The organism is Myroides sp. DW712 (genome assembly GCF_046557355.1).
GTDB lineage: Bacteria > Bacteroidota > Bacteroidia > Flavobacteriales > Flavobacteriaceae > Flavobacterium.
In genome coordinates, this window is record NZ_JBKFDO010000008.1 from 163,864 (window position 1) to 183,246 (window position 19,383).

At 37.2% G+C, this 19,383-nt stretch carries 18 protein-coding genes; 16 read left to right on the forward strand and 2 right to left on the reverse strand.

Translation table 11 applies throughout. From position 1 onward, the window contains the following. Positions 1 to 19: 19 nt before the first annotated feature. The 6 genes from ACLJX0_RS08625 (at position 20) to ACLJX0_RS08650 (ending at position 4,776) form a co-directional block, all read left to right on the forward strand. Positions 20 to 547 carry an inorganic diphosphatase gene (locus tag ACLJX0_RS08625; protein ID WP_410879794.1) on the forward strand — a complete coding sequence of 176 codons (528 nt, stop codon included), beginning with the start codon at positions 20 to 22 and terminating at the stop codon, positions 545 to 547. An 86-nt stretch (positions 548 to 633) separates the two neighbouring features. Beyond that, positions 634 to 876: a hypothetical protein gene (locus ACLJX0_RS08630; protein WP_410879795.1), complete on the forward strand. Its 243-nt coding sequence runs from the start codon at positions 634 to 636 to the stop codon at positions 874 to 876. A gap of 178 nt (positions 877 to 1,054) precedes the next feature. After that, positions 1,055 to 2,500, forward strand: coding sequence for an alanine/glycine:cation symporter family protein (locus ACLJX0_RS08635; protein ID WP_410879796.1), 1,446 nt, complete (start codon positions 1,055 to 1,057; stop codon positions 2,498 to 2,500). 63 nt (positions 2,501 to 2,563) lie between these two features. After that, positions 2,564 to 3,130 carry a GNAT family N-acetyltransferase gene (locus ACLJX0_RS08640; RefSeq protein WP_410879797.1) on the forward strand — a complete coding sequence of 189 codons (567 nt, stop codon included), beginning with the start codon at positions 2,564 to 2,566 and terminating at the stop codon, positions 3,128 to 3,130. Between the two features lie 114 nt (positions 3,131 to 3,244). Next, positions 3,245 to 3,973, forward strand: coding sequence for a bifunctional demethylmenaquinone methyltransferase/2-methoxy-6-polyprenyl-1,4-benzoquinol methylase UbiE (ubiE, locus tag ACLJX0_RS08645; RefSeq protein ID WP_410879798.1), 729 nt, complete (start codon positions 3,245 to 3,247; stop codon positions 3,971 to 3,973). 2 nt (positions 3,974 to 3,975) lie between these two features. Beyond that, positions 3,976 to 4,776: a porin family protein gene (locus ACLJX0_RS08650; RefSeq protein ID WP_410879799.1), complete on the forward strand. Its 801-nt coding sequence runs from the start codon at positions 3,976 to 3,978 to the stop codon at positions 4,774 to 4,776. Here the strand turns inward: ACLJX0_RS08650 and ACLJX0_RS08655 are convergent. Continuing rightward, positions 4,763 to 5,503, reverse strand: a complete 741-nt coding sequence (locus ACLJX0_RS08655; RefSeq protein ID WP_410879800.1) for a TrmH family RNA methyltransferase — start codon at positions 5,501 to 5,503, stop codon at positions 4,763 to 4,765. The genes ACLJX0_RS08650 and ACLJX0_RS08655 overlap by 14 nt on opposite strands. Positions 5,504 to 5,584: 81 nt before the next feature. On the opposite strand from ACLJX0_RS08655, the gene ACLJX0_RS08660 reads away from it, so the two are divergent. The 3 genes from ACLJX0_RS08660 to accD are packed head-to-tail and all read left to right on the forward strand — an operon-like array spanning position 5,585 to position 10,128. Beyond that, positions 5,585 to 8,110, forward strand: coding sequence for a BamA/TamA family outer membrane protein (locus ACLJX0_RS08660; RefSeq protein WP_410879811.1), 2,526 nt, complete (start codon positions 5,585 to 5,587; stop codon positions 8,108 to 8,110). Positions 8,111 to 8,156: 46 nt separating this feature from the next. Continuing rightward, entirely contained in the window at positions 8,157 to 9,224 is a 1,068-nt protein-coding gene (gene fbaA, locus ACLJX0_RS08665) for a class II fructose-bisphosphate aldolase (RefSeq protein WP_410879801.1), read from the forward strand. 46 nt (positions 9,225 to 9,270) lie between these two features. Beyond that, positions 9,271 to 10,128, forward strand: a complete 858-nt coding sequence (accD, locus tag ACLJX0_RS08670; RefSeq protein ID WP_410879802.1) for an acetyl-CoA carboxylase, carboxyltransferase subunit beta — start codon at positions 9,271 to 9,273, stop codon at positions 10,126 to 10,128. A 39-nt stretch (positions 10,129 to 10,167) separates the two neighbouring features. Here the strand turns inward: accD and ACLJX0_RS08675 are convergent, their stop codons facing one another. Further along, positions 10,168 to 11,418, reverse strand: a complete 1,251-nt coding sequence (locus tag ACLJX0_RS08675; protein ID WP_410879803.1) for an ABC transporter permease — start codon at positions 11,416 to 11,418, stop codon at positions 10,168 to 10,170. Positions 11,419 to 11,598: 180 nt separating this feature from the next. On the opposite strand from ACLJX0_RS08675, the gene purH reads away from it, so the two are divergent. From purH to ACLJX0_RS08710, 7 genes are read left to right on the forward strand one after another with little or no spacing between them, the layout of a single operon-like run. After that, positions 11,599 to 13,125 carry a bifunctional phosphoribosylaminoimidazolecarboxamide formyltransferase/IMP cyclohydrolase gene (purH, locus tag ACLJX0_RS08680; protein ID WP_410879804.1) on the forward strand — a complete coding sequence of 509 codons (1,527 nt, stop codon included), beginning with the start codon at positions 11,599 to 11,601 and terminating at the stop codon, positions 13,123 to 13,125. Between the two features lie 54 nt (positions 13,126 to 13,179). Next, entirely contained in the window at positions 13,180 to 14,208 is a 1,029-nt protein-coding gene (locus ACLJX0_RS08685) for a rod shape-determining protein (protein WP_060872609.1), read from the forward strand. 8 nt (positions 14,209 to 14,216) lie between these two features. Then, on the forward strand, positions 14,217 to 15,050 hold the full coding sequence (gene mreC / locus ACLJX0_RS08690) for a rod shape-determining protein MreC (protein WP_410879805.1): 834 nt from the start codon (positions 14,217 to 14,219) through the stop codon (positions 15,048 to 15,050). Then, positions 15,043 to 15,564, forward strand: coding sequence for a rod shape-determining protein MreD (locus tag ACLJX0_RS08695; protein ID WP_410879806.1), 522 nt, complete (start codon positions 15,043 to 15,045; stop codon positions 15,562 to 15,564). The genes mreC and ACLJX0_RS08695 overlap by 8 nt, the downstream gene beginning before the upstream one ends. Then, positions 15,561 to 17,423 carry a penicillin-binding protein 2 gene (gene mrdA / locus ACLJX0_RS08700; RefSeq protein WP_410879807.1) on the forward strand — a complete coding sequence of 621 codons (1,863 nt, stop codon included), beginning with the start codon at positions 15,561 to 15,563 and terminating at the stop codon, positions 17,421 to 17,423. Before ACLJX0_RS08695 ends, mrdA begins: the two co-directional genes overlap by 4 nt. After that, a complete protein-coding gene (rodA, locus tag ACLJX0_RS08705) occupies positions 17,423 to 18,676 on the forward strand; it encodes a rod shape-determining protein RodA (protein WP_410879808.1) in 1,254 nt (417 codons plus the stop codon). Before mrdA ends, rodA begins: the two co-directional genes overlap by 1 nt. 46 nt (positions 18,677 to 18,722) lie before the next feature. Continuing rightward, positions 18,723 to 19,190 carry a hypothetical protein gene (locus tag ACLJX0_RS08710; RefSeq protein ID WP_410879809.1) on the forward strand — a complete coding sequence of 156 codons (468 nt, stop codon included), beginning with the start codon at positions 18,723 to 18,725 and terminating at the stop codon, positions 19,188 to 19,190. Positions 19,191 to 19,383 lie beyond the last annotated feature (193 nt).

Here is a 19,383-nt window from a genome sequence, read left to right on the forward strand (position 1 = left end):
ACTATTAAAATAAATGAATATGAGTACATTCGAAACTTTTGATGCCTTCGTTGAAATCCCAGCAGGTAGTAGAAATAAATACGAATATGATTTTGATTTAAAACGATTGAGATTTGATCGTTTACTTTATTCAAACATGAGATATCCTGCAGACTACGGTTTCATTCCTGAAACATTAGCCTTAGATGGTGATCCACTAGATGTATTAGTATTGTTTACTGAGCCTTCTCTTCCGGGAATGGTGGTTGAAGTAAAACCTATCGGTATTTTCTACATGGCAGATGATAAAGGACAAGATGAAAAAATTATCTGTGTTCCTGTTTCTGATCCATTGATGAACAAATTAAACGACATCGACGATGTAAATGAGCACTTCAAAAAAGAAGTAGAACATTTCTTCCAAGTGTACAAAGACTTAGAAAATAAAACAGTAACGACAAATGGTTTTGGAGACAAAGCTGCTGCAATCAAAATGATTCAAGAGTGTGTAACACGTTTTGAAAATTTAGAGAACAAAGCAGAAGGTTTATTCAGCATTCGTTACTAAGCACAAAAATAAATACAAAAAAGCCCTTTCTTTATAGATGGGGCTTTTTTGTTCTTTGTTCTTTGGCTTTTGTTGTTCGGCTTTTGATGAGACTATCTTTTACAAAGAGTAATTTTCTTATAAAAAACAAACCTCACCCAACCTCACCCAACCACACCCAACCACACCCAACCCTCACCCAACCCTCACCCAACCCTCACCCAACCCTCACCCAACCCTCACCCAACCCTCACCTAACCCTCACCCAACCTCACCCAACCTCACCCAACCTCACCCAACCTCACCCAACCTCACCCAACCTCACCCAACCTCACCCAACCCTCACCTAACCCTCACCTAACCCTCACCCAACCTCACCCAACCTCACCCAACCTCACCCAACCCTCACCCAACCCCCAACCACTCACTATTAAATTAATCAAACACAAACCACTTATTACATACAACATTCACAAGAAAATAGCGTATTCCGTAAAAAATTATTACTTTAAAGCCAAATTAACTAACATGGAAGAAGCGATAAAATTTATTAATGACATCTTGTGGTCTAATCTACTCATCCTATTATGCCTAGGAGCTGGTTTATTCTTTACGATTAAAACAAAATTTATTCAAGTACGATACTTCCGGCAAATGGTTAAATTACTTTTCACCGAAGGATCTTCTGAAAAAGGAGTAAGTCCTTTCCAAGCCTTTAGTATTGCCATTGCGGGGCGCGTCGGGGTTGGAAATATTGTTGGAGTAGCTACTGCCATTGCTTATGGAGGTCCAGGCGCTATTTTCTGGATGTGGATGATTGCTTTTTTAGGGAGCGCTTCTGCCTTTGTTGAATCTACTTTAGCCCAAATTTACAAGGAGGAGAAAAATGGACATTATTGTGGAGGGCCTGCCTTTTACATTGAGAAAGGACTCAACAGCAAAAGATTAGCCTTGATTTTTTCCCTTGTTACCATTATTAGCTGTGTCTTATTTCTTCCGAGTATCCAAGGAAATAGTATTGCAATTAGTATCAAAGATGCCTTTCATGTTCCGCAATGGATTACGGGCCTAGCAATCTGTCTATTATTAAGTGTAACTGTATTTGGAGGCGCAAAAAAAATTGGACGCATTGCTCAAGTTGTGGTTCCATTCATGGCTATTATCTATATTGTCATGGCAGTTATTATCATTGCGATTAATGCAAAAGAGATTCCAGCGATATTTGGTTTAATCTTCCGCTCAGCATTTAATTTAGAGGCAACTTTCAGTGGTATTTTTGGAGCGGCCATTGCATGGGGAGTAAAACGAGGGATTTATTCCAATGAAGCAGGACAAGGAACAGCACCACATGCCGCTGCTGCCTCTGAAACTTCTCACCCAGTGAAACAGGGATTAGTACAAGCATTTTCGGTGTACATTGACACCCTCTTTGTTTGTACAGCGACCGCCTTGATGATCTTGTTTACCCACCAATATAACGTTTTTGATGAAGCAGGAAATTATATTGTTCAAAATATTCCAGGCGTAGAAGTAGGTTCTGCTTATACGGTTCAAGCCATTAGTGTTCACTTTCCCCTATTAGCCAGCCAGTTCATTGCCATTGCCTTGACCTTTTTTGCTTTTACTACTATTATGTCTTATGTTTTCATCGCAGAATCCAATTTTAATTACCTAACCAATCAACCCAAGATAATCTTGCGTTGGATCATGCGTTTGTTGTTATTGGCTACCGTTTTTTATGCTTCTATCAATGAATCAGCAATGGCATGGGGAATTGGAGATATTGGCGTGGGACTCATGGCGTGGATTAACTTTATTGTCATTTTATTTCTTTATAAACCTACTTTAGTCGCCTTGAATGATTATATCGCACAATACAAGCAAGGGTTGAATCCAATATTTGATCCCGAAAAATTGAAAATTAAAAATGCGAGTCCCATTTGGCAAAGACTCTTAAAAGAACGCAAAAGTTAGTTGAACAGACGCTAACTCTTTAGCAACTCTTTCCTAACTTTGTAGCAAATAAAAAATAGAATCATGCATTTTACCATTAGACCTGCACAAAAGGAAGATTTTGATGTTGTTCCTGAATTAATGTTACAAGCGATGGAGGACATCGTGTTCAATTTCATTCAACAAGAAGATATTGAAGAGGCGATTAATTTTTTAACCACACTATTTAAACAACCGGATAATTTATACAGCTATCAAAACACATTTGTTGCTGTTGATGAAGAAGACAATGTAGTAGGATCCATCACAGGATACAATGGAGATGACTTTCTCCAATTAAGACAACCTGTTCTTGACCTAATGAGAAAGAAGTACAACAATGGAATGATTCCAGAACCTGAAACAGAAGGTGGAGAGTATTACCTCGACACGGTTGCTGTATCTCCCCTAGTACAAGGTAAAGGTGTAGGTAGTCACTTACTAAAAGCGGCTACGGATTTTGCGAAAGCACAACAACACAAACAAGTGGGATTGATTGTGGATTTAGAAAATCCCAGTGCAATGAAACTTTATACGCGATTAGGTTTTGTACAAGGCAAACAACTTGATTTTGTAGGTGGAGAATATTATCATATGTATATCCAATTCTAACACATACTAGGGAATATCAGTTTGATATTCCCTTTTTTTGCCCTCTATCTTTATTCCACAAGAGAAACCTTCTTTTTGATAGAGATTAATTATATTTGCCTAAAAATAATCACGATGAGTAAAAATATCACGCCCTATAAAGATTCTCAGCTTGGAAAAAAACAACAAGTAGAGCAAATGTTCGATACAATTTCAGGTAATTATGACAATTTGAATCGAATGATCTCATTAGGGACGGATCAAGGTTGGAGAAGAAAAGTATTAAAGCTAGTTGCTGAGACAAATCCTACTACCATATTGGATATCGCAACAGGAACAGGCGATATGGCTATCCTTTTATCTAAAACCAACGCACAGAAAATCACCGGATTAGATTTATCAGCGGGTATGTTAGAAGTGGGTAGAAAAAAAATAAAAGCACTGAATCTTGATAATCGCATTGAGATGATTCAAGGAGATTCAGAAAACTTACCCTTTGAAGACCATTCTTTTGATGCCATTACAGTAGGCTTTGGAATACGAAATTTTGAAAATTTAGAAAAAGGTTTAACAGAAATTTTAAGAGTATTAAAACCTAATGGAATTTTTATTATCTTAGAAACCTCAGTTCCGACTAAGTTTCCATTTAAGCAAGGGTATTTCTTTTATACGAAAAACATTATGCCATTCATGGGTAAAATGTTTTCAAAAGATCAAGATGCTTATAAATATTTATCAGATTCTGCTAAAAATTTTCCTTTTGGACAAGAATTGAACAATATTTTGGTCAAAGTTGGGTTTAAGACTGTGAAACACCGTCCGCAAACGATGGGTATAGCAACCATATATTCTGCTTCAAAGTAGTTATGAAAAAACTGTTTATCTTACTTCTTGTTCTGTTCACGTCAGCCAATGTGTCTGCACAGTGGATATTTGGAAAAAATCCAATCCGCAACAAACCCGATTGGGACAAGCAACGTGTCCATTACGGCTATTACTTGGGGACAAATTTCCTCAACTTTGATTTCAATTATGATAAACAGTACTACGATAAGATTAGAAGTCTCTCCAGTGAATATGGCAGCGACAATACGGAAATACAAGTAACAACTAATATGGGGTTCAGTGTAGGTCTAGTAGGAAACTTGCGCATCATGGAATATTTAGATTTGCGTTTTGAACCAGGATTAATCTATTCTAAACGGGATTTAAAATTTCCTCGTGCTTTTATTATGGATTACTACATCAAGAATAAACCTCTTGAGACCATTCCAAGCATGCAAGAATTGGCTAATTCAAGTACAAAATCCATTAGCAGTACTTTAATTCACTTGCCTTTGTTGCTTAAATTCTCTGCGATGCGTACTGGAAATATTCGTCCGTATGTATTAGGAGGATTTTCTGCAGACCTAAACTTGAGCAGTAACCACAAATCCGACGATGATAATTACGAAGGAGTTTGGCGCATGAAGCAATGGACGACGAACTATGAATTGGGAGTCGGCATTGATATATACTTTGAATATTTCAAATTTAGTCCCTCTATCCGTGGAGTATTTGGTTTGGGTGATGAGTTGATTCGCGATAAAAATCCTGATAGTCCTTGGACGGGGCATATTAGCTCCATGAAAACCAAAGGGGTATTCTTAAACTTTACGGTGCACTAAAAACTGCTCTACGAAACTCACTCAAAACAATCGATGTAGCCATCGCTACGTTTAAACTCTCCGTTTGTTGTAGGTCTCCAAAACGAGGAATAGTAATTTTTCGTGTAACCAATTGTTCTATTTCCTTAGAAATCCCATTGGCTTCATTTCCCATGACCACAACACCTGGTTGAATCTTCCCCATTTCATATATATTCTCCCCTCCTAAGAAAGTGCCATAAATAGGAACCTCTATACCTTGTAGAAGTGCAGGCAAATCAGTATATTCAATATTGACACGAGAAACAGACCCCATGGTTGCCTGAATAACTTTGGGATTATACACATCTACTGTTTCGGGAGAACACACCAAATGACGAATACCAAACCAATCACATAATCGGATGATGGTTCCTAAATTCCCTGGATCTCGAATATCGTCCAAGGCCACTACCCAATCTGAAAAATCTACAGGTTGTTGTGCTAAGCAATGGAAAACCGCTAAACAATTAGGCGTTGTTGTTAGTGCACTCATTTTTTTTAAATCAGCTGCTGAAACTAGAGTAATCCGATCAACAGGAACGCCAAAATCACAAGTATCTGTTACATATAAGTGTTCCAAAACAAAAGACGACTGCAAGAGTTCTTGGATAACTTTAACTCCCTCTGCAATAAATAATTGGTACTCTTTTCTATATTTTTTTTGATGAAGGCTTTTTATTCGCTTAATTTGGTTTTTGGTAACCATAAAAAAATGTATTTTTGATCTGTATATATCGATGTAATAAAGTTGGGCAATTTTTTATCAAAAATAGTATTTATTCTTATAATCTCTGCATGTTTTTTTTCGTGTTCCTTAACGAAGAATGTGCCAGAGGATTATGAATTATTAATGGAGAACAGCATTGTCATCAATGACAAAAAAACGTCCAAAGAAGAGCTTTACAATCAGCTGTACCAACAACCTAACAGTAAATTTCCAGTTATTGGATCTCGTCTTCGTTTAAATTTATACAACTTAGCCCGACAAGATGCAGACTCCAACTACCAGGCTTGGTTAAACAAACACCCAAAAACGGATAAAGCACTAGAAGGATTACTTTCTCGTAAGCAGGTCAATCGCTTAGGTCAATCTTTTATTATCGCGGGATTCAATAATTTCTTGATTAAAACAGGAGAACCCCCTGTTCTATACGACAGCATAAAAACAGAAAAATCCCTCACTCGTTTAAGAAACTACTATTTCAATAAAGGGTATTTTGACACCAAAGTGACCCATGAAACCAAACACCTTGGAAATCAAAAGATGACAAACTCCTACTTTGTTTCGACGGGTAATCCCTATCTCATAGACAGCATTACCTATCTAATCAGTACGCCCGAGTTGAAAACCTTATACGAGAGCAATCAATCCAAGAGTTTGCTTAAAACCAATACGGTATTCGATGTCAAAAACTTTGAGGAGGAACGCAAACGCCTTACCTCTATTTACAGAAATCACGGAGCTTATCACTTCCAAGAAATTAATATTCGCTATGAAGTAGACACTATTTTAGATAGCAAAAACAAGGCGAACATTTTGTTGATTGTCGATCAACAAACGGTAAAATCTGGAGATACACTCCAACAAGTTCCCTTTAAAATTTACCAAATTAGCAAGGTCAATATTTTTACGGACAATGTTTCAAAAAACAAAACGTATGTATTAGACAGTATTCAATACAATGGTTTTAATATCTACAGTTCAACTAAACTGCAATACAAGCCCAAAGCGCTAACAGATGCAATATTCATCACCCCTGAAAGTACCTTTAGCGATTCAAGACGTATTCTTACCTCTCGATCAATCAGTAACTTGCGTATTTTTAATTATCCTGTTATTGAGTATTTAGAAGATCCCAACGACCCAGAGGGCAATACCCTTATCAGCAATATTTACCTAACCTCTCGTAAAAAGATGACTTTCAACCCCTCGTTGGATGTTACCCACTCTAATATTCAAGACTTTGGTATTGGAGGGAGTATGGGACTCTTGTTTCGAAATGTGTTCAGAGGAGCTGAAATTTTAGAATTTGGTTTACGCGGAACCATTGGATCCTCTAGACAAATGAGTAATCCCAATGATGTTTTTTTTAACGTTACTGAATATGGAACAGACATCAAGTTGACGTTCCCCCGTTTTCTATTCCCTTTTGCTTCAAATAAAATTATTCCCAAAACCATGTTACCCACTACAGCAATGAGTTTTGGTTTTGCTCGACAACGCAACATCGGTTTGGACAAAGACAATTTCACTGGTATTATCAATTACAGCTGGTATCCTTCTCGCAAAAATTCATTTAGCGTTGATGTTGCCAATATTCAATATGTTCGAAACACCAATCCGAACAACTATTTTAGTGTATACAAATCGTCTTACAACACCTTAAATCAGCTTTCAAAGGAATATGACGTACCAAGTGAATATGTAGATGAGGAACAAAACTTAACCATACAAGGAGAAGGGGCGAATCGTTTTATTTCAGATGCTTTAGCTACGAATAACCCCTTGGGAATCTCTCCAGAGGATTACCGTGATATTCGCAGTATAGAAGAGCGAAAAGTGCGTCTTTCTGAGAATAACTTAATCTTAGCCTCCAATATTTCTTTTAATTCTTCTACACGAACAGGAATTAACGACAATAGCTTTCATATCGTTCGCGCAAAAGTGGAAGCCGCAGGTGGGCTACTTGATTTAATCATGAATCGCGTTAGTGATAAGGAAGGTCATACAGGCAAGCGAACGCTATTTGACGTGGAGTATTCCCAATACGTCAAAACAGAACTAGATTTTGTTAAATATTGGGACATTGGACGTCAGCAAGTTATTGCACTACGCCTATTTGGAGGGATGGCAGTTCCTTATGGCAATGCCAACTCAATTCCGTTCTCTCGAAGCTATTTTTCTGGAGGTTCTAATGATAACCGCGGATGGCAATCCTATCGTTTAGGGCCTGGAAAAAGTGGAGGAATCAACGACTTTAACGAAGCGAATATGAAGCTCTTCTTCAGTACAGAATACCGTTTTAACATTAGTGGTAAATGGAATGGAGCCTTCTTTGTTGATGCAAGTAACATTTGGAATGTCTTTGATAATGTGGAAGATAAAAACTATACCTTCAATGGGATAAGCTCACTCAAAGATTTAGCAGTGAGTTCTGGTTTTGGAATTCGCTATGACTTTAGTTTCTTTGTCTTCCGATTAGACATGGGCTTCAAAACGTATGATCCTTCGATTTACTCCAAACGCAAATGGTTTGGAGAATTTAGCTTCAAAGAGTCTGTCCTGAATGTTGGTATTAATTATCCATTCTAATCAAATAATAATTAGTATTTTTGTCCAATAAATTAAACACACGACTATGGCACACAATATTAAACCTGGAGTAGCATTTGGCGATCAAGTGCAAGAAATATTCAACTATGCAAAAGAGAAAGGTTTTGCTTTACCAGCTGTTAATGTGACTAGTTCTAGTACAATCAACGGTGTATTGGAAACAGCGGCAAAACTAAATGCGCCTGTTATTATTCAATTTTCGAATGGTGGTGCGTCTTTTATGGCAGGGAAAGGATTATCAAATGAAAATCAGAAATCTGCTATTGCAGGAGCTATTGCAGGAGCAAAACACGTACACGCTTTAGCTGAAGCTTATGGTGTGCCTGTTATTTTGCATACGGATCACTGTGCAAAAAAATTATTACCTTGGATTGATGGTTTACTAGATGCGAGTGAAGAACATATGGCTAAATACGGACAACCCTTGTTTAGTTCACATATGATTGATTTATCAGAAGAACCTATTCAAGAGAATATCGAAATCTCTAAAAAATATCTAGCTCGTATGGCTAAGATGGGGATGACATTAGAGATTGAATTGGGAATTACAGGAGGAGAAGAAGACGGAGTGGATAACTCAGGAGTAGATTCATCTAAATTATATACACAACCAGACGAAGTTGCTTATGCCTATGAAGAGCTAAGCAAAGTAAGTCCTCGTTTTACCATTGCAGCTGCATTCGGAAACGTACACGGGGTTTACAAACCAGGAAACGTAAAGCTAACGCCAATTATCTTGAGAAATTCCCAAGATTATGTTGCTAAGAAATTCAACTTAGGTCACAACCCAGTTGATTTTGTATTCCATGGAGGTTCTGGTTCATCAGTAGAAGAAATTAGAGAAGCGATTTCTTATGGCGTAATCAAAATGAATATCGATACTGATATGCAATTTGCTTATACAGAAGGAATAAGAGACTATATGACTTCTAAAATTGAATATTTAAAAACACAAATAGGAAATCCAGAAGGAGCGGATGTACCCAATAAAAAGTACTACGATCCACGTGCTTGGGTTAGACAGGGAGAAATCACTTTCAATACTCGTTTAGAAGAGGCATTTAAAGACTTAAACAATGTGAATACATTGTAATTTCTGCGCTAAACCTATTAACATAGTATAAACAAAACAGACATTTATGGCTTGGTTTAAAAGAAAAGAAAAAGGAATTCAAACAGCAACAGAGGACAAAAAAGATATACCTAAAGGCTTATGGTACAAATCACCTACAGGGAAAATTATAGATTCTGAAGAACTAGAAAAAAACCTTTGGGTGAGTCCAGAAGATGGTTATCACGTTCGAATTGGCAGTAAAGAGTATTTTGAAATTCTTTTTGATAACGGCGATTACAAAGAAATAGCAAAGAGTCTAACTTCAAAAGATATGTTGAAGTTTGAGGATACTAAAAAATATGGGGATCGCTTAAAAGAAGCGACTGCAAAAACGCAATTGAATGATGCTGTTCGCGTAGCTGTTGGAAATTCAAAAGGAGAAAAATTAGTTGTTGCTGCGATGGATTTTGCTTTCATTGGCGGATCTATGGGATCGGTAGTAGGTGAAAAAATCGCAAGGGGAATTGATTATTCTTTGAAGCACAACATTCCTTTTTTAATGATTTCTAAATCAGGGGGTGCTCGTATGATGGAAGCTGGTTTTTCTTTGATGCAAATGGCAAAAACTTCAGCGAAGTTGACGCAATTGAGCGATGCAAAGATTCCGTATATTTCTCTTTGTACAGACCCAACAACAGGAGGTATTTCAGCTTCTTTCGCGATGTTAGGAGATATCAATATCGCTGAACCTGGTGCGTTAATTGGATTTGCTGGACCGCGTATTGTAAAAGATACCACTGGAAAAGATTTACCAGAAGGTTTCCAAACGTCTGAATTCTTATTGGAACACGGATTCTTAGATTTCATTACCCACCGTAAAGAATTAAAGAAAAACGTTAACCTATACTTAGATTTGATTTTAAATCGTCCATTAAGACACTAATCATAAAAAAAAGTCTTCCGAAAGGAAGACTTTTTTTTATCACATCCCCGACCGAATTGCTTCTACAGGGTCTAATTTTGCAGCGGTTCGCGCAGGTAAATAGCCCGAAATTAGTCCGATAATCATCGATAATCCCAATCCTATCAAAATATTTAAAAAGCTCAAAACAAAATCAAAATCAAGCAATACACTCACCCCTTTTGCAATAATCCAAACCACTGCAATCCCAACCAATCCGCCGATTAAAGCCAGGATAATTGATTCAAACAGAAATTGCAAAAGAATAATCTGTCGCTTTGCTCCTATGGCTTTCTGAATCCCAATCAAATGAGTTCGTTCTTTCACTGAAACAAACATAATATTAGCAATTCCAAATCCTCCAACTAGTAAGGAAAATGTACTGATAATCCAACCTACGATATTCATTTGTCCAATAATATTATCCAAGAACTCCATAATACCACCGAATACATTGACAAAAAAATTCGTCTCCTCCCCTGCTTTTAGTCCTCTAAAAGCCCGCAGTTTCGTGGTAATATCGTCCTTAAAGTGCTCCATATCTACCTTCCCTGTGGGTTTTAGCACAATTACAGGGGTATACGCCTTGATATTGTCTCCAAACATTTGTCGGAACAAATTCACGGGTATATAGGCCGTTTCATCATGTCCACCTCCAATGGAAATGGCACCTTGTTTGTCTAAAACACCAATAACAACAAACTTACGCCCATACAAACGAACATTTTTTCCTAAGGGATCCTGTCCCGGAAAGAGCGTATTGGCAATTTCGTTTCCAATCACGATAACAGCATTTCCATTAACGGTTTCTGACTCGTTAAAAAAGCGACCACTAGCCATTTTTACATTATCGAGGTATTGCATGTCCGAACTACACGGGCGTACAATCACATCATTGGCATAATAGCGATCAGCCTTCATATTTTCATTGCGCACAAAAAAATTAAAAGAGGCATATTCCACATCTGCTAAATTTCGCTTTAAATAATCGTATTCCTCATAGGTAACATTAGGAAACTGATCAATCTTCCAACGTGGAATTTCCGACGGTCCGAAGGAATGATTAAACACATAAATCATATTGCGGTCAAATCCACTTAGCTCCGATCTAATGGTGCGATCCATCGAATCCACAGCTGCTAAAACGGCAATAATAGAGAAAATCCCAACAGTCACACCCAAGAGCGAAAGCAAGGTTCTTAGTTTATTTGTTCTCAATGCATTGATAGCAAACTGAAAACTACTGAGTAAAAGCCTAAAATATATTATCATAACAGTGAATTCAACAACAATTCTATTAGTAGACGAAGCGTCTAAAAGTTACACTTTCCTTTATTTTTCTTTCAAAAAGCAAAACAATTTACGCCAGTTAAAATTAAAATAAAAACTTCTCTATTAACTTTATAAATACCTAGACATTAGTTATTTTTGCCGTTTAATTAATTACACACAATGAACACAACTAAAAAGATTCAATCGGCCTTAATTTCTGTTTTTAGCAAAGACGGATTAGAACCTATTGTAAGAGAACTACACAAAAACGAGGTAACTATCTATTCTACGGGTGGTACAGAAACTTTCATCAAAGATTTAGGTATTCCTGTTGTACCAGTTGAAGACATTACCTCTTATCCTTCAATTTTAGGTGGTAGAGTAAAAACATTACACCCAAAAATTTTCGGTGGAATCTTAAACAGACAAGATCACGAAGGAGATGTTCAACAAATGCAAGAATTTGATATTCCTCAAATCGACGTAGTCATTGTAGATTTATATCCTTTTGAACATACAGTTGCTTCTGGAGCAAGTGAAGCAGATATCATTGAAAAAATCGATATCGGAGGAATCTCCTTGATCCGCGCAGCAGCGAAAAATTTTAAAGACACGGTAATCGTTCCTTCAGTAAAAGAATACGATTTGTTTTTACAAATGTTAATCGAGAACAACGGAGGTACAACACTTACACAGAGACGTTTGTTAGCAACCAAAGCGTTCCACGTTTCTTCTCACTATGATGGAGCGATTTTCAACTACTTCAACGAAGCAGATGATACTTTAAAAATCAGCCATGCAGACGGAATTGAATTGCGTTACGGAGAAAATCCACACCAAAAAGGACACTTCTTCGGTAATTTTGATCAATTGTTCGAAAAACTGAATGGAAAAGAATTGTCTTACAACAATTTACTAGATGTCGATGCGGCAGTGAACTTGATGAATGAGTTTAAAGGGGAGCAACCAACCTTTGCTATTTTAAAACACAACAATGCTTGTGGTGTTGCGCAAAGAAGTACGATGAAAGAGGCGTATGTAGATGCATTAGCTGGAGACCCTACTTCTGCCTTTGGAGGCGTATTAATTGCGAATGGAACCATCGATGTTGCAACTGCACAAGAAATCAACCAATTGTTCTGTGAAGTGGTGATTGCACCAGCGTATGAAGCAGCTGCGATTGAAATATTAAAAGAAAAGAAAAACAGAATTATTTTAATTCTAAACGAAATAGACCTTCCTGCTAAACACGTTCGCACATGTTTAAATGGAATTTTAGTACAAGATAAAGATAACGTGACTGACAATAAAGATCACTTGACTACCGTTACTAAAATAGCTCCTTTAGACCAAGAAGTAAATGATTTATTATTTGCTTCAAAAATCTGTAAACACACCAAATCAAATACGATTGTTTTAGTGAAAGACGGACAACTTTGTGCTTCAGGAACAGGACAAACTTCAAGAGTGGATGCCTTACGTCAAGCTATTGAAAAAGCTAATTCATTCGAATTCAACCTACAAGGAGCAGTTATGGCTAGCGATGCCTTCTTCCCTTTCCCTGATTGTGTGGAGATTGCTGGAAACGCTGGAATTACAGCAGTTATCCAACCAGGAGGTTCAATTAAAGACGATTTAAGTATTACGTATTGTGATGAAAATAAAATCGCAATGGTTTTCACTGGAATTCGTCATTTTAAACATTAATTTACTAATTTTGTAAAACAACAAAAATATTAACTCTAAAAGCCTTTTATATCTATGGGATTTTTTGATTTCATGACGGAAGATATCGCAATTGACTTAGGCACTGCGAATACCCTTATCATTCACGATGGCAAAGTTGTCGTTGACAACCCATCAATCGTTGCTAGAGATAGGACAACGGGAAAAATTATCGCCGTTGGAAAAGAAGCGAGTTTGATGCAAGGGAAAACGCATGGTAATATCAAAACAATACGCCCTTTAAAAGACGGAGTTATTGCTGATTTTGATGCATCAGAAAAAATGATAAGCCTCTTTATCAAAAGCATTCCTGCACTGAGAAAAAAAATGTTTACCCCAGCTTTGCGCATGGTGGTATGTATTCCTTCAGGGATTACGGAAGTAGAAATGCGTGCCGTAAAAGAATCGTGTGAACGTGTAAATGGTAAAGAGGTTTATCTCATACATGAACCTATGTCTGCTGCTATTGGTATTGGCGTTGACATCATGCAGCCGAAAGGAAACATGATTGTTGATATCGGAGGAGGAACAACTGAAATTGCAGTTATTGCTCTTGGGGGTATCGTATGTGACAAATCCGTGAAAATTGCGGGTGACGTATTCACCAATGACATCATTTACTATATGCGTACCCAACACAACTTATTTGTTGGAGAAAGTACAGCAGAAAAGATTAAAATTCAAACAGGAGCCGCGACAGAAGATTTGGAAACCGCTCCAGAAGATATGCTGGTTCAAGGACGTGACTTATTAACAGGAAAACCAAAACAGGTAACTGTATCGTACCGCGAAATAGCAAAAGCTTTAGATAAATCAATACAACGTATCGAAGATGCGGTAATGGAAACGCTTTCTCAAACGCCTCCAGAATTAGCAGCTGATATTTACAACACCGGAATCTACCTTGCAGGTGGAGGATCGATGTTAAGAGGATTAGACAAACGAATCTCTCAAAAAACAGATTTACCTGTTTATATTGCTGAAGATCCTTTACGTGCCGTTGTACGTGGAACAGGACTCGCAATCAAAAACATTGACAAATACAAAAGTGTATTGATAAAATAAACTAACCTATGCAGCAAATAATTAATTTCTTTATAAAAAACAGTACCAAGTTACTGTTTTTGCTGCTTTTAGTTATATCATTTGCCCTGGTACTTCGAACGCATACTTTTCACAAGAGTTCGTTTATTAGTTCGGCAAATGGTGTGACAGGTTACGTCTATGAAAATGTAAATAATTTGAAGGAATACATGCGTCTGAAAACTGAAAATGACGCCTTGGTTCTAGAAAATGCCCTCCTAAAAAAACAAGTCTTTACTGCGGCTTTGGTTCATGATACCATTCCGATTGAATTGCCTTTACTTTCTACACAAGATGACATTTACAACGTAATTGTAGCTAAAGTCATCAAGAATGAATTCAACACCAAAGAGAACTATCTAACCATCAAAGGAGGAGAACGAGAAGGGATTACTAAAGATTTAGGAGTAATCAATAGCAATGGGGTGGTCGGAATCATTCAGAAATCATCGACTAAGTACTCTACTGTACAAAGTATCTTAAATGCGAAATCTAAGATTAATGCCAAGATCAAGGGGTCTAATCACTTTGGAACCTTGCAATGGGATGGCAAAAGCACAGGATACGTGCAGTTGAATGATATTCCTCGCCTTGCAGAACTCTTCCAAGGAGACACCATCGTTACGGGAGGTATTTCTGATATTTTCCCTGAAAACATTCCCATTGGTACTATCGAAAAAGCGTATACAACAGAAAGCTCGAATTACTTTACCATTGAAGTCAAACTTTTTAATGACATGACCAACCTTGGGTATGTTTATGTGATTAAAAACAACGACAAAGAAGAGATTAACGAACTAGAAGAAGCTACCCGCAATGAATAGTACTATTTCCAATATTTCGCGTTTTGTTATTCTGCTAATCACACAAATATTAGTGTTTAACAACTTGGATTTATTTTCATTTATCAATCCATTCCCGTACCTTCTATTTATTGTGCTCTATCCAACTGATGGAAATAAAGCCTTGTTTTATATCTCCAGTTTTCTCTTGGGATTAACCATTGACATGTTTGAAAACTCGGGAGGAGTCCACGCAGCGGCTTCGTTGATTCTTGCCTTTAGTAGGCCTTTAGTTCTTAAATTTTCATTTGGTATTAGTTATCAATATCACAACCTCAATATCTATAGAAAAGTAACCAAAGATTTATTTTCCTCCATGGAAGTATTAGGTTACTTAATCATTACTGTCGTTATTCATCACATTGTGCTATTTGCCTTGGAATTCCTGCGTTTTAATTTTATTTTGGAAATCTTATTGCGTACTTTACTAACCACTGTAGCAACCTTAGTTAGCTGTATATTAATCTTATATCTGATCAAACCATCTAAACGATGAGAAAGTTATTACTCCCTATTATCATAGTTGCAGTAACTATAACCATTCTTATTCGACTGTTCTATTTACAGGTCGTAGATGATACCTATATTAAAAAATCAGAAAACAACGCTTTAAAAATCGTATATGAATATCCAGAGCGTGGATATATCTTCGATCGCAACAACAAATTATTAGTCGCCAACCAACCTTCGTATGACATTATGGTTATACCAAGAGAGGTAAAAGACATTGATACCCTCGCATTGTGTAAATTACTTGACGTGACTTTGGAAGAGTTTACCAGCAAACTTCAAAAAGCAACGGTATATAGCCCCCGACTGCCTTCTGTATTTTTAGCGCAGTTAAGCAAATCTGAATACGCTGCTTTTCAAGAAAAAATCCGTCACTTTAATGGATTTTACGTTCAAAAGCGTTCCTTACGTGATTATCAAGTGAATGCGGGAGCTAATGTATTTGGCTATATCCGTCAGGTAAATGAGGACAATATTAAGCGAAACCCCTACTATCGATCAGGAGATTTAATCGGTATTCAAGGGGTAGAACAACAATATGAGGACATCCTTCGTGGAACCAAGGGAGTAAAGTATATCCAACGCGATCGTTTTAACCGTGAAATTGGATCTTTTAAAGACGGTATATATGATACTATTTCCATCAAAGGAAGTGATATTACCTTGACCATTGACTATGAATTACAAGCCTATGGCGAGCTTTTAATGCAAAATAAACGAGGAGGAATTGTAGCTATAGAACCAAAAACAGGAGAAATTTTAGCCTTAGTCAACGCACCCACCTATGATCCCGCTTTATTGGTAGGTCGAGAACGATCCAAAAATTACACCAAATTATACAATGATTCCTTAGCCAAACCATTATACAATCGCGTGTTGTCTGGAGAGTATTCGCCAGGTTCACCCTTTAAAATCTTAACGGGATTAATTGGCTTACAAGAAGGCGTTATTACAGAGCATTCTGCCTTTTCCTGCAACCGAGGGTTTTATTATGGACGTGGTGCTTGGATGGGTTGTCACGATTCTGGAACGTGGAATTTACGACACGCGATTGCTTTATCGTGTAATACGTATTTTGCCCAAACGTATAAAAAGATTATTGAAAAATACAAGACTCCTTCCGAAGGGCTTGATCGTTGGAGCAAACATTTAGAAAGTTTTGGGTTAGGCCAATTTTTAGGCTATGATTTACCAGAAGGTCGCAAAGGGCATATTCCCAATTCCGCTTATTATGATCGTTGGTATCCCAACAAAGGCTGGAAAAGTACCACCACGATTTCCAATGCCATTGGACAAGGTGAGGTAATTATGACACCTATGCAATTAGCTAATATGGCTGCAGCTGTGGCTAATCGCGGGTATTATTACACCCCTCATATTATCAAGAGTATTGAAGATCACAATATTGATAAAAAATTTGTTACGAAACAAGTAACAACCATTGACGCTAAATATTTTGAACCGATTATTCAAGGGATGAACCAAGTATTCCACATTGGTACAGGGCGTAGCGTAGCTGTTCCTCAGCTAGAGATGGCGGGAAAAACAGGAACGGTAGAAAACTTTACGCGTATCAATGGCAAGCGTTATCAATTAGCTGATCACTCGGTTTTCGTTGCTTTTGCACCCGTTGATGACCCTAAAATTGTGATTGCCGTTTTTATTGAAAATGGAGTTTGGGGTGCGCGATGGGCAGCACCGATTACCAGTTTAATGCTTCAAAAATATTTACTTCCTGAAATTGCACGTCCTGATTTGGAAAGACGCATGCTTGAAGGAAGTTTAGAAAGTGAATACAACAAAGTTTTACAACTATACAATTTAGCGGATAAGCAGAAAAAATAATGAGAAGCGGGAGCGTACAAAAACATATTGACTGGATAACAATTTTGTTATATCTACTCCTAGTAGTGTTGGGATGGGTAAATATATACTCCACCTCATTACCTAGTGAAGATGCCAATATTTTTGATTTTAGTCAAATCTATGGAAGACAATTAATCTTTATTTTAACCTGCATTCCTTTAATCATTTTGATTCTGGCTTTGGATACGAAGTTCTATGAAAAGTACGCCTTAATCTTTTACATTATTGGCGTTCTCTCTATCTTAGGACTATTCGTCTTTGGGAAGTCTGTCAAAGGACAAACCAATTGGTATCAAATTGGAGGATTAGGAATTCAACCCTCGGAATTTGTCAAAACCACCACCGCCCTGTTGTTAGCCAAATACTTTTCAGACAACCAAGGAACCCTCAAAACATTAAAAGAACAGGTAACTGCATTTGTAATCATTGGTATTCCGACCTTGTTAATTCTAAAACACGATACAGGAAGTGCCATGTTATTCGCCTCCTTGATTTTTGTTCTGTACCGTGAAGGATTGCCTTCTTGGTATTTATGGTCGGCATTTATAACCATTGCTCTCTTTGTTTCGGCTCTGATTGTGAAACCTTCCCTTATTATTACAACCATTGTAGTATTGACTTTGCTCCATTATTACTTTAACAAAAACATCAATAGAAACCCCTTTATTTATCTTATTTTAGCCACCATAATGTGCGGTTTTGTTCTATCGGTTGATTACGTGTACGACAACGTACTAGAACCCCATCAAAAGGATAGAATAAACGTTTTACTGGGTGAGAATGTAGATCTTCAGGCCGAAGGATACAACCTCAATCAATCGAAAATTGCGATTGGTTCTGGGGGATGGTATGGCACTGGCTATTTACAAGGTACCCAGACCAAGGGTGGCTTCGTACCAGAGCAGCATACGGACTATATCTTTACGACCATTGGAGAAGAATGGGGATTCGTAGGTTCTACTACCGTAATCGTCTTATTCCTTTGCTTATTTTTCCGCTTGATTTATCTAGCAGAAAAGCAAAAGAAACGATTTAACAGAGTCTACGGGTATTGCGTGGTGAGTTTCTTATTCATTCACTTCGCTTTTAATATTACCATGTTAGTTGGTTTATTTCCTACCATTGGGGTTCCCTTACCCTTTTTCTCCTACGGAGGATCAAGTTTAATTGCCTTTACTTTATTGCTATTCATCTTCTTGAAATTAGATGCTAATAGAATTAATGAGTGGTAAAAAAAAACGCGAACAACAATAGAATCAAAATAGAGAAAAAGAAAAAATGAAAAAAACATTTTTACTTGCTGGTATGATCCTTTTAGGTTCAACAGCAATGCAGGCACAAGAAGTACAAAAAGAAGAAGCAGCAACCGTATTACCTGAAGTACCTAAAGTAACAGTAATAGAAAGTACAGTAGAAGAAGTTCCGATGATGACGGAAGATGAATTAAAAGCCTTCAACCAAGAACAAAAACAAATTGAACGCGAACGCAAAGCAGAACTCAAAAAGCAAAAAGAGATCGCTAAGAGCCAAAAAAAGATCCAAAAGACTACAGACAAGCTAAACAAGACAAAAGCGAAATACAACAAAGAAAACGACGCTTTTAACCGCGATATGGCTTTAGGAAAGATTGCTCCCGTACAAGAATTAAAAATCAAAACTAAATTGCACAAATACCAAACACAAATTGCCAATTTAGAATTTGACATCAAAGCGGAGGAGTATAAATACGAAACTTTAACGAAATAATAAAAGAGCGAAACCTAGGTTTCGCTTTTTTGTTTACAGTTGACAGTTGACAGTACGGATCAAACGCAAAAGTTGGGGAGGAAGTTGTAAAATAATATCTTTGCATGATGATGGATAGCAAAGAAATACTAAAACTAATCCTACCAGCGTATTTGGTAGAGCATTTCAATATTACAAAAGTTGAAGAATTAAA

Coding starts and splice junctions, on each gene's coding strand:
- ACLJX0_RS08625 (WP_410879794.1), top strand. CDS start 20: ATGAGTACATTCGAAACTTTTGATGCCTTCGTTGAAATCCCAGCAGGT.
- ACLJX0_RS08630 (WP_410879795.1), top strand. CDS start 634: ATGAGACTATCTTTTACAAAGAGTAATTTTCTTATAAAAAACAAACCT.
- ACLJX0_RS08635 (WP_410879796.1), top strand. CDS start 1,055: ATGGAAGAAGCGATAAAATTTATTAATGACATCTTGTGGTCTAATCTA.
- ACLJX0_RS08640 (WP_410879797.1), top strand. CDS start 2,564: ATGCATTTTACCATTAGACCTGCACAAAAGGAAGATTTTGATGTTGTT.
- ubiE (WP_410879798.1), top strand. CDS start 3,245: ATGAGTAAAAATATCACGCCCTATAAAGATTCTCAGCTTGGAAAAAAA.
- ACLJX0_RS08650 (WP_410879799.1), top strand. CDS start 3,976: ATGAAAAAACTGTTTATCTTACTTCTTGTTCTGTTCACGTCAGCCAAT.
- ACLJX0_RS08655 (WP_410879800.1), bottom strand. CDS start 5,503: ATGGTTACCAAAAACCAAATTAAGCGAATAAAAAGCCTTCATCAAAAA.
- fbaA (WP_410879801.1), top strand. CDS start 8,157: ATGGCACACAATATTAAACCTGGAGTAGCATTTGGCGATCAAGTGCAA.
- accD (WP_410879802.1), top strand. CDS start 9,271: ATGGCTTGGTTTAAAAGAAAAGAAAAAGGAATTCAAACAGCAACAGAG.
- ACLJX0_RS08675 (WP_410879803.1), bottom strand. CDS start 11,418: ATGATAATATATTTTAGGCTTTTACTCAGTAGTTTTCAGTTTGCTATC.
- purH (WP_410879804.1), top strand. CDS start 11,599: ATGAACACAACTAAAAAGATTCAATCGGCCTTAATTTCTGTTTTTAGC.
- ACLJX0_RS08685 (WP_060872609.1), top strand. CDS start 13,180: ATGGGATTTTTTGATTTCATGACGGAAGATATCGCAATTGACTTAGGC.
- mreC (WP_410879805.1), top strand. CDS start 14,217: ATGCAGCAAATAATTAATTTCTTTATAAAAAACAGTACCAAGTTACTG.
- ACLJX0_RS08695 (WP_410879806.1), top strand. CDS start 15,043: ATGAATAGTACTATTTCCAATATTTCGCGTTTTGTTATTCTGCTAATC.
- mrdA (WP_410879807.1), top strand. CDS start 15,561: ATGAGAAAGTTATTACTCCCTATTATCATAGTTGCAGTAACTATAACC.
- rodA (WP_410879808.1), top strand. CDS start 17,423: ATGAGAAGCGGGAGCGTACAAAAACATATTGACTGGATAACAATTTTG.
- ACLJX0_RS08710 (WP_410879809.1), top strand. CDS start 18,723: ATGAAAAAAACATTTTTACTTGCTGGTATGATCCTTTTAGGTTCAACA.